Source organism: Georgenia yuyongxinii (assembly GCF_006352065.1).
Lineage (GTDB): Bacteria > Actinomycetota > Actinomycetes > Actinomycetales > Actinomycetaceae > Georgenia > Georgenia yuyongxinii.
Genome location: NZ_CP040915.1, coordinates 2698215 through 2710756 on the forward strand (window position 1 = coordinate 2698215; position 12542 = coordinate 2710756).

A 12542-nucleotide genomic window follows, 5' to 3' on the forward strand; every position below is an offset into this window, starting at 1 on the left:
CGGGCTGTTCTGGACGACGGCGGTCCGCCACGGTTGCGGGGCGGACCGGCGGCAGAAGCTCGTCAGCGGCGCGGGTCCCAGCGCATCCACCGCCGGGCACCGTAGGCGCCGAGCACGGCCCACAGAAGCAGGCAGGCGAGCGGCTGGGCGACGTCGGCGAGCGTGCCGGAAAACACGGTGCCGTCCACCCCGACGGTGCCGAACCCGTGGCGCAGCAGAGCGACGACGGGGTACATCGGCGTCCAGGAGGCGATGGTGGCGACGACCTCGGGCATGACGTGCACCGGGATGGCGAACCCGGACAGCGCCATGGCGATCATGATCGCCGGCAGGGTGGTCAGCTGTGCGGACTCCACGGTGCGGGTCACGCCGGAGCTGGCGACGGCGAGGAGGACGAACACGACCGACCCGCCGGCCAGCGCGGCCAGCAGCCACAGCACGTTCTGCACGTGGGGCAGGTCGAACCACACCCCGGTCGCGGCGAAGCCGAGGACGACCTGCGCCAGGACGATGAGCAGCGCCGGTGTGGCGCACGCGGCGACGATCTCGGTGCGGGAGACCTCGCCGGTCAGCAGTCGCTTGAGCACGAGCTCCTCGCGGCGCGCCACCAGGGTGGTGGTGAGGTTGTAGTAGACGACGAAGATGAGGGCGATCGCCACCAGGACCGTCAGCAGCATCCCTGCCGCGGCGGAGGCGCCGTCGGCGGCGAGCGAGTCGCCGCCCATCCACGCGATGAAGGCCACGGTGGCTGGGGCGAGCGCGACGGCGTTGAAGAGCGTGGTGCAGTTGCGCACGAGCAGGAGGATCTCGGCGCGGACGAGGGACATGGTGCGGGCCGGTGCGGAGCGGCGGGCGGCACTCGCGGCGGTTGCTGGTGACGGTGGTCATGGCGGAGTCCTTGGTGACGTGGGGAGCGGTACGGGTGGGGGCCGCGGGGGCGTGCGTCGTGCGGGCGCTCACGCCGCGACCGCCTGCGGCACGGGCGGGGCCGACTCCTCGGCGACGGCGAGGAACGCCCGCTCGAGGGAGGCGGAGCTGGCATCGAGGTTCGTCAGCCGCGCCCCGGCGTCGTCCGCGACGGCGAGCAGGGCGGTGAGCGTGGCCTGCAGGTCGGTGCTCTCCAGCAAGACGCCGGTGGCGTCGGCGCGCGGCCAGCCGGTCAGGGCCGGGAGCGCGGAGAGCCGGTCGACGTCGGCGAGGGCGGCGTGGTCGGTGCGGTAGCGGATGCGCGCCGGCTCGGACGCGACGATGTCGGCGACGGTGCCGGTCCGGACGATCTCACCGGCGTGCATGATCGCGAGCCGGTCGGCGAGCTCCTCCGCCTCCTCCAGGTAGTGCGTGGTGAGCACCACGGTGGTGCCTTCACCGAGCAGGGCACGCACGAGCTCCCAGGCGTCGCGCCGGGACTGCGGGTCGAGCCCGGTGGTGGGCTCGTCGAGGAACAGGATCTCGGGCCGGCCCATCAGCGCGAGGGCGAGGTCGAGCCGGCGGCGCTCTCCGCCGGAGAGGGACTTCACCGGCACGTGGTGGCGGTGGCCCAGACCGACGAGGTCGAGGCTCTCCCCCACACCGCGCGGCGCCGCGAGGGTGCCCGCCCACATCCGGGCGGTCTCCGCCGTCGTGAGGTCGGAGGGGAACCCCGCCTCCTGCAGCATGATGCCCGTGCGTGGGCGGACCTGGCCGCGACGGCGGTACGGGTCCAGCCCGAAGACGCGGACCTCGCCGGCGGTGGCCGGGGCGATGCCCTCCACCACCTCCAGCAGAGAGGTCTTGCCCGCGCCGTTGGTCCCCAGCAGGGCGAAGAGCTCGCCGCGCCGGACGGTGAGGTCGACGCCGCGGACGGCCTCGAAGGCCGCGGCGCCGCGGCCGTAGGAGCGGCGCAGGCCGGTGACGCTGATGACGGAGTCGGTGGTGTGCATGGCTCCACGCTCTCGCGGGATCCGGGCCACGAGCAGTGCGCGGCGTCACCGGCTCGGGTGTGCGAGTCATCGGCCGGCCATGACATCTGTCATGCCGGCCGATGGCCACCCGTTCGCGGCGAGATGTCAAGTTCTCCGCGAGATGTCATGACATGTTGCGGAAGACATGACATGTCGCGGAGAACATGACATGTCGCGGAGAACATGACATGTTGCGGACGACATGACATGTCGCGGAGAACTCGACATGTCGCGGGCGGGGGTCAGGCGCGTTCGTACAGACCGCGCACGTAGGAGGCCTGACCCAGGTGCTGCAATCCGTCGGCGACGATGCTCACCAGCCGCACCCCGAGCGTGACTGGCGGGTCCCAGCTCGTGTCGACGACCCGGTCGAGGTCGTCCCCGGTGAGGGTGCCGAGGTAGGCGAGGGTGCTGCGGTGGACGGCGTCGAGGTAGCCGCGCAGGTCGGCGGCGCTGGCCCGGACGTCGGCCACCTCCTCGCTGGAGTGGCCGTACCCGGTGGCCGCCGCGTCGAACGGCAGGGCGAACAGGTCGGCCCAGCCGTCCGCGGTCCAGCGCTGCTCCGTCCCGGCGACGGCTGCGACCTGGGCGTCCTGGCCGCGCGCCAAGTGCCACACCAGCCACGCGATGGTGTTGGCCTCGGCGTCCGGACGGGCGGTGAGGCCGGCCTCGTCCAGGCCGTCGAGGAGGCGGGCGACGCCGTCGGGCAGTCGGCCGTAGGCGTCGCTGAGCAGCTCGGTGGTGTTCATGCGCGCCAGTGTGGCGCCGCGGCGTGGGCTGTGCACGCGTTCGGCGCGGGAACGTGCCGGACGGCGCCGAGGCGGGTTCGTTCAGCCGGCCAGGGCGACCTGGCCTTGGGACTCGGCGAGCGAGACCTTGGCGCCCAGTGCCTCGAGCTTGTCCATGAAGTGCTCGTAGCCGCGGTTGATGATGTCGATGCCGCGCACCCGCGAGGTGCCCTCCGCCGCCAGGGCCGCGATGAGGTGGGAGAAACCGCCACGCAGGTCCGGCACCTCGATGTCCGCCGCCTTCAGCGGGGTGGGCCCGGAGATGACGGCCGAGTGGTTGAAGTTGCGCTGGCCGAAGCGGCACTGCAGCCCGCCGAGGCACTCGCGGTAGATCTGGATGGTCGCGCCCATGCCGCGCAAGGCGTCGGTGAAGCCGAACCGGTTCTCGTAGACGGTCTCGTGCACGATCGACAGGCCGGTGGCCTGGGTCAGCGCGACCACCAGCGGCTGCTGCCAGTCCGTCATGAACCCGGGGTGGACGTCGGTCTCGAGCACGATGGACTTGAGCTCTCCGCCGGGATGCCAGAACCGGATGCCGTCCTCGCGCACGTCGAACGCGCCGCCGACCTTCCGGAAGGTGTTGAGGAACGTCATCATCTCCGGCTGGGACGCACCGCGGACGAGCACGTCGCCGCCGGTGGCCAGGGCCGCCGACGCCCACGAGCCGGCCTCGATACGGTCGGCGAGCGCGGTGTGGTTGAAACCGTGCAGGCGGGCGACGCCCTCGATGCGGATGGTGCGGTCGGTGTCGACCGAGATGATCGCGCCCATCTTCTGCAGCACCGCGATCAGGTCCATGATCTCCGGCTCGACGGCGGCGTTGGCCAGCTCGGTGAGCCCGTCCGCGCGAACGGCGGTGAGCAGCGTCTGCTCCGTGGCCCCGACGCTGGGGTACGGCAGCGCGATCTTCGTCCCGCGCAGGCCGCCGGGCGCGGAGATGTGGATGCCCTGCACCCGCTTGTCCACGACGGCGCCGAACTGGCGCAGGATGTCCAGGTGGTAGTCGATCGGGCGGTCGCCGATCCGGCAGCCGCCGAGGTCGGGGATGAAGGCCTCGCCGAGGCGGTGCAGCAGGGGCCCGCAGAAAAGGATCGGAATGCGGCTGGAGCCGGCGTAGGCGTCGATGTCCGCCACGTGCGCGGACTCGACGTTGCTCGGGTCCAGGGCGATGACGCCGGCGTCGCGGTCGTGCTGGACGGTCACGCCGTGCAGCCGGAGCAGGTCCGCGACGACGTCGACGTCCCGGATCTGCGGGACGTTGCGCAGCACGGAGGCGTCCTCACCGAGGAGGGAGGCGACCATGGCCTTGGAGACGAAGTTCTTCGCCCCGCGCACGGTGATCTCGCCCTTCAGGGGCGTGCCACCCTCGACAGTCAGGAGCCCGCTCATACACACCTCACAGCCCGCTGGGGGCGTTGTCGGAAGCGGACCGGAGTGGTCCGCGAGACGTCAGGATACGTCGGGGGCCCGCGGGCGTGGCACCCCTGGCCCCTGTCGGTTCCAACACAGCCAGCCCCGAGCCGGCGGAGACCCGCACCAACCCGGCGGAAGCCGGCGAGCGGTCCGTGAGCACCTCAGTGCAGCAGCGACTTGAGGACGATCATCGCCACCCCGAAGAGTCCGGCGACGAGCGCGACCCCGAACCGTTCGGCGCGGGAGAGACGGCCCGAGGCACCGATCTCCCACCCGGACAGGCACAGCAGGAGGGTGCTGCACCAGAGGGCAGCGAGCACCGCGGTGTCGAGCGAGGCACCGGCGAGGCGCGTGAGCAGCAGGACCACGAGCGGCAGGGCCGACGCCGTCACAAACTCCCAGCCCGACGTCAGCTCACGCCGCACCTGGACCCAGCTCGGTCGTGCGCCGTCGTGGATGCGGGCGGCCACCAGGCGCGAGTAGCGTTCCGCCGCCCAATAGATGAGCAGGGTGACCAGGACCGCGACGTCGATCGCCACCGCTGTCTCCGCGTGGGAGCTGGCCAGGACCGCCGACCCGACGATGATCCCGTAGATGCCGGTGGCGGTCGCGTGCTCGGACGGGTGCCGGACCAGGCGACGATGCCCGGATCCGGCTGACGAGGACTTCCCGTCCGGGGTGGCCATGGCACCTCCGATAGCTCGCTGGTCCGGTGCCCGCCCGGCACCGCCGCCGGCAGTCGTCGCTCAGCCGGCCAGCGGCAGCGGTTCGGGCTGGAACGACCTGAGTTCCGCGTGCCCCGGCCCCACCACTCCGCAGCTGGACTCCGGCACCTCGTTCCACGCACCGGTGAGATCGCGAAGCGGCTCTGAGACCACGAACCTCGTCTCCTCGCCGAGGCGGTAGAGCACCTCGACCTCCGGGTGCAGCTCGAGCAGGCGGGCGACCTTGGTCGAGAAGAACAGCGTCCGGGTCCGCCCCTCGCTGGAGTAGCGGAACGCCCAGACCGAGTTGCCGTCCGTGGCGGCCACGGTCATCTGGACCGGGTTCTCGACTCCGTGGCGCTTTCCGAGGCGCTCGACCTCCCCGACGGCCTGGGCCACCGCCCGGATCGGGTCGTCCTCCAGCCCGAACGTGAGGGCGAGGAAAAAGAGCGTCTCGGAGTCGGTCGAGCCCTCGATGTCCGGGTAGAGCGACGGGTCCACCGTCATGAGGAGATCGCGCTTGACCTCTGGGAAGCCCCTGATCGCCCCGTTGTGCATCCACAGCCATTTGCCGTGCCGGAAGGGATGGCAGTTGCTGCGCTGCACGGCGGTCCCGGTCGAGGCTCGGATGTGGGCGAACATCATCCGGGTCCGGATATGCCGGGAGACCTCCCGCAGGTTTGCGTCGTTCCATGCCGGGGCCACGTCCTTGTAGATGCCGGGCTCGGGGCCGTCGTCGTACCAGCCGATCCCGAAGCCGTCGCCGTTGGTCGTGGTGGCGCCCATCCTCGAGTGGAGGCTCTGGTCGATCAGCGAGTGCTCGGGCTTGAAGAGCAGCTCCTCGACGACAAGCGGATCCCCTGAGTACACCATCCATCTGCACATACCCGTCACCGAACCAGGCTGCGGGCGGGCGCGCCTCGTCCGCCGGGTATGAGCGGTAGTGGCCTCCGCAATCATCCCGCCGCTCGTCCTCACCCGCTACCCGGGCGCGTCGCGTACCAGCTGACGAGGCGCCGGCGACGGCTGCACGTCCACCCGCCGAGGATGACGTCTGACCGGCGGGGACGTCCCATGCTGGGTCACGACAGGTCGCCCGACGTGCCACTGGAGGCAGCACCATGGCGGAGAACATTGAGGCCTTTACCGAGGAGTACGACTCGACCGGGCCGATCGACTACATCGTCGTGGAGTTCCCCGGGAACCGGATGCGCGGCGAGGCGTTCCCGCTCCTGATCGACCTCGTGGAGCGGGGCATCATCCGCATCCTCGACTTCGTCTTCGTCCGCAAGGACACCGACGGCTCGATCGCGGCCCTGACCCTGAAGGACCTGGACGGGGACGACCAGCTCGATCTGCAGCTCTTCGAGGGCGCCTCCTCGGGGCTCATCGGTGACGAGGACGTGGCGGACATCGGCAACGTGCTCGAAGCCGGGAGCTCGGGCGGCGTGCTCATCTACGAGAACCTGTGGGCGGCCCCGTTCGCCTCGGCCGTCCGGCGTGCGGGAGGCCAGCTCGTCGCGAGCGGCCGGCTCCCCGTCCAGGCGATCCTGGCCGCGCTCGACGACATCGAGCACGCGGCGTGACGACCAGTCGGTGACGAGAGAGAGGTAGACGATGGGACTTCTTCGAGGAGTCGCCCGAACCGCCGTCGTGGCGGGCACGGCGACCGCGGTGTCGAACCGGGTCTCCCGGCGCCAGGCCGGCCGCTGGGCGGACCAGGAGCAGCAGGCAGCACCGCAGTCCGCCGCCCCGCCGCAGTACGAGGCACCCCCGCAGTACGCCGCCCCCGAGCCGGTGGCCGCGCCACCCGCCGGTTCCGGCATGGACTCCAAGCTCGCCCAGCTCAAGGAGCTCGGCGCGCTGAGAGAGCAGGGGGTGCTCAGCGACGCAGAGTTCGAGGCGCAGAAGGCCAGGATCCTCGCGGGCTGAGAACGGGGCATGCCCGGCACCTGACGACGGGCGGGGCCGCGGACTAAGCGGTCCGCGGCCCCGCCCGGACCCATCCTCAGGCAGCGGCGCGTCGGCGTGAGCCTCAGGCCAGGGGCGCGTCGGCGTGGGCCGGCAGGCCCTCGCCGTCCGACCCGACCGGGCGGGCGGCCATGATGTGCACCGGCGGCAGGTGCTTGGCCGGCAGGGTCAGGGGCCGCCACGCGGCGCGCTCGGCCTCGTAGGCGGTGATGTCCGCCTCGCTCTGGAGCGTCAGACCGATGTCGTCCAGGCCCTCCAGGAGGCGCCAGCGGGTGTAGTCGTCGATCTCGAAGGTGGTGTGGACCTCGCCCGCGGCGACCGTCCTGTGCTCCAGGTCGACCGTGACCTCGGTGCCGGGCTCGGTCTCGAGCACCTTCCAGATCATCTCGGCGTCCTCCTGGCTGATGACGCCGGCCACCAGGCCCTGCTTGCCGGAGTTGCCGCGGAAGATGTCCGCGAACCGCGGGGCGAGCACCACGCGGAAGCCGTAGTCCTTCAGCGCCCAGACGGCGTGCTCGCGCGAGGAGCCGGTGCCGAAGTCGGCGCCGGCGACCAGCACGGAGCCGTTGGTGTACGCGGGCTTGTTGAGCACGAACTCGGGGTCGCCGCGCCACGCGGCGAACAGCGCGTCCTCGAACCCCGTGCGGGTGACCCGCTTGAGGTAGACGGCGGGGATGATCTGGTCGGTGTCGACGTTGCTGCGGCGCAGCGGGACGCCGACGCCGGTGTGCTGGGTGAACTTCTCCATGGTCACGTGCTCCTTGGCGTCAGGCGTGGACGGGCTGCTGGGCGGGCTCGAGGTCGGCGGGGGCCGAGAGGGTGCCGCGGATCGCGGTCGCCGCGGCCACCAGCGGGGAGACCAGGTGGGTGCGCCCACCCTTCCCCTGCCGGCCCTCGAAGTTGCGGTTGGACGTCGACGCCGCCCGCTCCCCCGGCTTGAGCTGGTCGGGGTTCATGCCCAGGCACATCGAGCACCCCGCGTTGCGCCACTCGGCGCCGAAGCTCAGGAAGACCTGGTCCAGGCCCTCGGCCTCGGCCTGCAGCCGCACGCGGGCGGAGCCGGGCACCACGAGCACGCGGACGTCGTCCGCCTTCTTCCTGCCCTTGATGACGTCGGCGACGGCGCGCAGGTCCTCGATGCGGCCGTTGGTGCACGAGCCGATGAAGACGGTGTCGACGTGGATGTCCTTCAGCGGGGTGCCCGGCGTGAGCGCCATGTACTCCAGCGCCCGCTCGGCCGCCTTGCGGGCACCCTCGTCGGCGATGTCGACGGGGTCCGGCACGGCGGCCGAGAGCGGCAGGCCCTGGCCGGGGTTGGTGCCCCAGGTGACGAACGGCTCGAGGGAGTCGGCGTCGAGGTCGACCTCGACGTCGAAGACGGCGTCGTCGTCGGAGCGCAGCGTCCTCCAGTACTCGAGGGCAGCGTCCCAGTCGGCACCCTCGGGCGCGTGCGGGCGGCCTTTGATGTACTCGAACGTGGTTTCGTCCGGGGCGATCATGCCGGCGCGGGCACCGGCCTCGATGGACATGTTGCAGATGGTCATCCGGGCCTCCATGGAGAGGTTCCGGATGGCCTCGCCGCGGTACTCCAGGACGTAGCCCTGCCCGCCGCCGGTGCCGATCTTCGCGATGATCGCCAGGATGACGTCCTTGGCCGTGGTGCCGGGGCGCAGCGTGCCGTCGACGTTGATCGCCATGGTCTTGAACGGGGCGAGCGGGAGCGTCTGGGTGGCCAACACGTGCTCGACCTCGGAGGTGCCGATGCCGAACGCCAGGGCGCCGAAGGCGCCGTGGGTGGAGGTGTGGGAGTCGCCGCAGACGACCGTCAGGCCGGGCATGGTCAGGCCCAGCTGCGGGCCGACGACGTGCACGATGCCCTGGTCGGCGTCGCCGAGCGAGTGCAGGCGGATCCCGAACTCCTTGGCGTTGTTGCGCAGGGTCTGGATCTGCGTGCGGCTGGTGGCGTCGGCGATGGGCCGGTCGATGTCCAGGGTGGGCGTGTTGTGGTCCTCGGTGGCGATGGTGAGGTCCGGGCGGCGCACCGGACGGCCGGCGAGGCGGAGCCCCTCGAAGGCCTGCGGGCTGGTCACCTCGTGGACGAGGTGGAGGTCGATGTACAGCAGGTCCGGCGCCCCGTCGGTGCCCTTGCGCACCACGTGCGCGTTCCAGACCTTCTCGGCCAGCGTTCCGCTCATCACGCTCTCACTTCCTCGTACAGTCCCGCCCGGGACGTGTCGCCCAGCACAGTTGCATCTCACGCTCTGAGATGTCAATATCGCTCCATGGACAACACTAGCGGAGTCGGCGTCCTTGACAAGGCCGCCACGGTTCTCGGTGCGTTGGAAGCCGGGCCTGCCACCCTTGCCCAGCTGGTCAGCTCCACCCACCTCGCCCGGCCGACGGCGCACCGTCTCGCCGTCGCGCTCGAGCACCACCGCCTTGTCGCCCGCGATATGCAGGGACGGTTCATCCTGGGCCCGCGCCTGGCGGAGCTGGCCTCCGCGGCCGGCGAGGACCGCCTGCTCGCCGCGGCCGGGCCGGTCCTGACGGCCCTGCGCGACCACACGAACGAGAGCGCGCAGCTCTTCCGCCGCCAGGGCGACCAGCGCATCTGCGTCGCGGCCGCGGAGCGCCCCATGGGTCTGCGCGACTCGATCCCGGTCGGTGCGACGTTGAGCATGCTCGCCGGCTCGGCGGCCCAGGTGCTGCTCGCCTGGGAGGAGCCGGACCGCCTGCACCGCGGCCTGCACGGGGCGAACTTCACGGCGACGGTGCTCAGCGCCGTCCGGCGCCGGGGCTGGGCACAGTCCGTCGCCGAGCGCGAGCCGGGCGTGGCCTCCATCTCCGCACCGGTCCGCGGCCCGTCGGGGCGCGTGCTCGCGGCGGTGTCCGTCTCCGGCCCGATCGAGCGCATGGGCCGTCAGCCCGGCCGGCTGCACGCCGCCGCCGTCGTCGCGGCTGCGAACCGGCTCACCGAGGTGCTCAAGCGCACAGAGGAGGGCTGAGCGCCCCTTGGACGTGCCGCGGGGGTACTTCCCCCACCATAGAGGCGCCTGCCGGATCACCCCCTGATCGACCAGAGCCGGCACTCACGGCTCGGGGCGACGCCGACGGCGAAGGGGTCGGCATCGGTTGGTACGGCGACGGCGAGGACCCGATGACCTTCAGGGGCATGGATCCGCCGGTAGCGACCGCGACCGGAACTCCGCGAGGTGACCCCGCAGCTGCCCGGCCTGGGTCGCCGCATGATCGGCCCAGGCACTCGACCACTCAGTGGCCGCTGCCCGTGACGACCTTACGACGTTCCGTCTCGTGGGCCCCGCCCTTCTTGGCCAGGGTCGCGCAGGCCTCCTCGATGTCGCGCGCCAGCGTGTCCACGTGCTCGCGGCTCATCGTCTGCTTCACGAGCGCCCGCATGATCGTCACGGACTGGGCGTCGGGCGGAAGCGTGTAGGCCGGGACCATCCAGCCGCGCTCGGCCGACAGCTGCCAGGCGATGTCGAACTCGTCGTACACCTGGTTCTCCGTGAGCCGGAAGGCCACGAGCGGCAGCTGCTCATCGTCGGCACCTATCAGCTCGAAGCGACCCATGGCCTGCAGCTTCTCCGCCAGGAGCCGCGCGTTGAGCTGCATGTTCCGCATGATGTAGGTGTACCCCGCCCGGCCGTAGCGGACGAAGTTGTAGTACTGCGCCAGGACCATCGCGGAGCCGGTGGAGAAGTTCAGCGTGAACGTCGCGTCCGTCTTGCCGAGGTAGTTCTCCGTGAACACGAGTTCCGGGGCGAGGTCGGACCGCTCACGGAAGATCAGCCAGCCGATGCCCGGGTAGACGAGCCCGAACTTGTGTCCGGACACGTTGATGGACCGCACCTGCTCGAGGCGGAAGTCCCACGCGGAGTCGGGGTAAAGGAACGGCCAGACGAAGCCGCCGCTAGCGCCGTCAACGTGTAACGGGACGTCAAGACCGCGTTCCGCCTTGATCTGCAGCAGCAGGTCGTTGAGGCCCACGATGTCGTCCTTGTGCCCGGTGAAGGTCGTACCGAGTACGGCGGCGACCCCGATCGTGTTCTCGTCGACATGGGGCGCTACGTCCTCCGGACCGATCGTGTACTTGCCCTTCTTCAGCGGCACGATCCTCGGCTCGACGTCGAAATAGCGGCAGAACTTCTCCCAGACGACGTGGACGTCGCCGCCGAACACGAGGTTCGGACTCGACGTCGACCCCCCGGCCGCCTCGCGGCGCTTGCGCCACTTCCACTTCAGGGAGAGCGCGCCGAGCATGATTGCCTCCGACGAACCCTGGGTCCGCGCGCCCGTCGTCTCCCCGGGTGCGTGGAACAGGTCGGCGAGCATGCGGATGCACCGCTGCTCGATCTCGGCCGTCCGCGGGTACTCGGCGTGGTCGATGAAGTTCCGGTGCAGGTTGTCGGCAATGACTCGCTGTGCCTCTGGCTCCATCCAGGTGGTCACGAAGGTCGCGAGGTTGCGAGCGGGGTCGCCCTCCAGGGCAAGGTCCTCCCCGACGAGCCGCATCGCATCGACGGCGGTCATGCCGTTCTCGGGAAACTCCCTCGTCGGCACCTCTTCGATGGCGAAGCTGTTTCCGAACAGTGCGGCGTCGGCGTCGCGTGGTGGGGGGCTCATGGACATCTCCTTCTACAGAGGGTGGGATTGACCTGACTTTTCGGGAACCCGTCCCCGGGTGCACGCGACCCGTCACGTGGCCGCTCCGTCCGCGCCGTGGCCGCCGGGACGGTCACGCTGCCTCGACTCCACTGCCGACCTCCAGGCTGTGAACATGAGGGCCGCTCCCCCGAGGAAGCAGAGCGCTCCAAGCAACGTCCCAGCGCTGGAGATCTGGCTAGCGAGCATCTCCCCCGTGCCGGGGAGTACGTAGCTCGCCAGCGCTGACGCCATGAAGAGGACGGAACCGATCATGTTCAGCCACGCGATGCTCCGCGCCGCCGGACCAGGTCGGGCGACGATTCGGCCGCTGACGGCGAGGATGCCGAGCCCGCTCGCGAGGAGGAACAGCGTCGACCCGAAGAAGTCCGGGCGCCAGACGCGCCGATCCTCCTCGGCGACGGTGACGTTGTGGATGAGGGCGGCGAGCGTGCTGACGTTGAAGAAGACGGTTCCGGGGAACTGGGTGCAAGCAGCGAGCCAGTTCAGGTCGCGGGGCCGCCAGGCCCACAGCCCCAGCGGCTGCGGGGCGTGCTGACCGGTGTTGTCGACGTCGGTCAGTATCGGGTTCTGGGCCTGGAGCAGCTGGGAGAACGAGGCCACCGTGAAGAAGATTGAGCCGACGAAGAAGGTCACGGAGTCGGCCGGCCCGCCGACGGCGTCCACGTAGGCCGGCGTCGCGCCCAGCGCAAAGCATGCGGCTCCGGCGATGAAGATCCAGGCGATGACCGCGTTGAGCGCGGCCGGCCGCACCATCATGCCGCGTCCCTCCGCTGGGTTCTCGACACATGCTCGGCCCGGCCCCGCGCCGGGAACTCATCCCGGCCGGGTGAGACGATCCGTTCCCCTCGCCCGGGAATGGTTACCTCCCGCGGGCCGACACGGCCCTGCCCCGGACGTCACGAGGCCACGGCGGCGACACCTCACCCCTGCGGACGTCCTCTCCACAAGGTGGGCCGGCAGGCATGTCGTCAGGAGGGGAGGAGCCGGGCCCACCGGCTCCGCGGTAGGAAAGTGGGGCGGGCGGCTCGCCCACAGGTGGG

The 12542-nt window shown here is 71.0% G+C and carries 13 protein-coding genes; 3 read left to right on the top strand and 10 right to left on the bottom strand.

Annotated elements, in window-relative coordinates:
* Nucleotides 1-62: 62 nt before the first annotated feature.
* The 6 genes from FE374_RS12375 to FE374_RS12400 form a co-directional block, all read right to left on the bottom strand.
* Complete coding sequence (locus FE374_RS12375; protein ID WP_139929452.1) at nucleotides 63-827, bottom strand: ABC transporter permease; 765 nt, start codon at nucleotides 825-827, stop codon at nucleotides 63-65.
* 129 nt (nucleotides 828-956) lie between these two features.
* On the bottom strand, nucleotides 957-1919 hold the full coding sequence (locus tag FE374_RS12380; RefSeq protein ID WP_139929454.1) for an ABC transporter ATP-binding protein: 963 nt from the start codon (nucleotides 1917-1919) through the stop codon (nucleotides 957-959).
* Nucleotides 1920-2182: 263 nt separating this feature from the next.
* Nucleotides 2183-2689 (bottom strand): mycothiol transferase, encoded by a 507-nt coding sequence (locus tag FE374_RS12385; RefSeq protein ID WP_139929456.1) that lies wholly within the window; start codon nucleotides 2687-2689, stop codon nucleotides 2183-2185.
* 81 nt (nucleotides 2690-2770) lie between these two features.
* Nucleotides 2771-4117, bottom strand: coding sequence for a UDP-N-acetylglucosamine 1-carboxyvinyltransferase (murA, locus tag FE374_RS12390; protein WP_139929457.1), 1347 nt, complete (start codon nucleotides 4115-4117; stop codon nucleotides 2771-2773).
* Between the two features lie 185 nt (nucleotides 4118-4302).
* Nucleotides 4303-4827, bottom strand: a complete 525-nt coding sequence (locus FE374_RS12395) for a hypothetical protein (protein ID WP_168205679.1) — start codon at nucleotides 4825-4827, stop codon at nucleotides 4303-4305.
* A 60-nt stretch (nucleotides 4828-4887) separates the two neighbouring features.
* On the bottom strand, nucleotides 4888-5718 hold the full coding sequence (locus tag FE374_RS12400; protein ID WP_139929459.1) for a class II glutamine amidotransferase: 831 nt from the start codon (nucleotides 5716-5718) through the stop codon (nucleotides 4888-4890).
* A 248-nt stretch (nucleotides 5719-5966) separates the two neighbouring features.
* On the opposite strand from FE374_RS12400, the gene FE374_RS12405 reads away from it, so the two are divergent.
* A complete protein-coding gene (locus tag FE374_RS12405) occupies nucleotides 5967-6431 on the top strand; it encodes a DUF6325 family protein (protein WP_139929461.1) in 465 nt (154 codons plus the stop codon).
* A gap of 31 nt (nucleotides 6432-6462) precedes the next feature.
* Nucleotides 6463-6777, top strand: coding sequence for an SHOCT domain-containing protein (locus FE374_RS12410; RefSeq protein WP_139929463.1), 315 nt, complete (start codon nucleotides 6463-6465; stop codon nucleotides 6775-6777).
* Nucleotides 6778-6880: 103 nt separating this feature from the next.
* Here the strand turns inward: FE374_RS12410 and leuD are convergent, their stop codons facing one another.
* Entirely contained in the window at nucleotides 6881-7564 is a 684-nt protein-coding gene (gene leuD / locus FE374_RS12415) for a 3-isopropylmalate dehydratase small subunit (protein ID WP_139929465.1), read from the bottom strand.
* Nucleotides 7565-7583: 19 nt separating this feature from the next.
* Complete coding sequence (leuC, locus tag FE374_RS12420; protein ID WP_139929466.1) at nucleotides 7584-9011, bottom strand: 3-isopropylmalate dehydratase large subunit; 1428 nt, start codon at nucleotides 9009-9011, stop codon at nucleotides 7584-7586.
* Nucleotides 9012-9098: 87 nt separating this feature from the next.
* Here leuC and FE374_RS12425 point away from each other — a divergent pair, with 87 nt between their 5' ends.
* On the top strand, nucleotides 9099-9821 hold the full coding sequence (locus tag FE374_RS12425; RefSeq protein WP_139929467.1) for an IclR family transcriptional regulator: 723 nt from the start codon (nucleotides 9099-9101) through the stop codon (nucleotides 9819-9821).
* Nucleotides 9822-10086: 265 nt separating this feature from the next.
* Here the strand turns inward: FE374_RS12425 and FE374_RS12430 are convergent, their stop codons facing one another.
* Both FE374_RS12430 and FE374_RS12435 read right to left on the bottom strand, forming a co-directional pair.
* The gene (locus FE374_RS12430; protein WP_230978288.1) at nucleotides 10087-11460 is read right to left on the bottom strand and encodes a glutamate decarboxylase; all 1374 of its coding nucleotides are present in this window, start codon (nucleotides 11458-11460) and stop codon (nucleotides 10087-10089) included.
* Between the two features lie 72 nt (nucleotides 11461-11532).
* Entirely contained in the window at nucleotides 11533-12258 is a 726-nt protein-coding gene (locus FE374_RS12435) for a hypothetical protein (RefSeq protein ID WP_139929471.1), read from the bottom strand.
* Nucleotides 12259-12542: the final 284 nt, after the last annotated feature.

Excerpts from the sequence above, each read along its gene's own strand:
- FE374_RS12375 (WP_139929452.1), bottom strand. The coding sequence starts at position 827 with ATGTCCCTCGTCCGCGCCGAGATCCTCCTGCTCGTGCGCAACTGCACC.
- FE374_RS12380 (WP_139929454.1), bottom strand. The coding sequence starts at position 1,919 with ATGCACACCACCGACTCCGTCATCAGCGTCACCGGCCTGCGCCGCTCC.
- FE374_RS12385 (WP_139929456.1), bottom strand. The coding sequence starts at position 2,689 with ATGAACACCACCGAGCTGCTCAGCGACGCCTACGGCCGACTGCCCGAC.
- murA (WP_139929457.1), bottom strand. The coding sequence starts at position 4,117 with ATGAGCGGGCTCCTGACTGTCGAGGGTGGCACGCCCCTGAAGGGCGAG.
- FE374_RS12395 (WP_168205679.1), bottom strand. The coding sequence starts at position 4,827 with ATGGCCACCCCGGACGGGAAGTCCTCGTCAGCCGGATCCGGGCATCGT.
- FE374_RS12400 (WP_139929459.1), bottom strand. The coding sequence starts at position 5,718 with ATGGTGTACTCAGGGGATCCGCTTGTCGTCGAGGAGCTGCTCTTCAAG.
- FE374_RS12405 (WP_139929461.1), top strand. The coding sequence starts at position 5,967 with ATGGCGGAGAACATTGAGGCCTTTACCGAGGAGTACGACTCGACCGGG.
- FE374_RS12410 (WP_139929463.1), top strand. The coding sequence starts at position 6,463 with ATGGGACTTCTTCGAGGAGTCGCCCGAACCGCCGTCGTGGCGGGCACG.
- leuD (WP_139929465.1), bottom strand. The coding sequence starts at position 7,564 with ATGGAGAAGTTCACCCAGCACACCGGCGTCGGCGTCCCGCTGCGCCGC.
- leuC (WP_139929466.1), bottom strand. The coding sequence starts at position 9,011 with ATGAGCGGAACGCTGGCCGAGAAGGTCTGGAACGCGCACGTGGTGCGC.
- FE374_RS12425 (WP_139929467.1), top strand. The coding sequence starts at position 9,099 with ATGGACAACACTAGCGGAGTCGGCGTCCTTGACAAGGCCGCCACGGTT.
- FE374_RS12430 (WP_230978288.1), bottom strand. The coding sequence starts at position 11,460 with ATGAGCCCCCCACCACGCGACGCCGACGCCGCACTGTTCGGAAACAGC.
- FE374_RS12435 (WP_139929471.1), bottom strand. The coding sequence starts at position 12,258 with ATGATGGTGCGGCCGGCCGCGCTCAACGCGGTCATCGCCTGGATCTTC.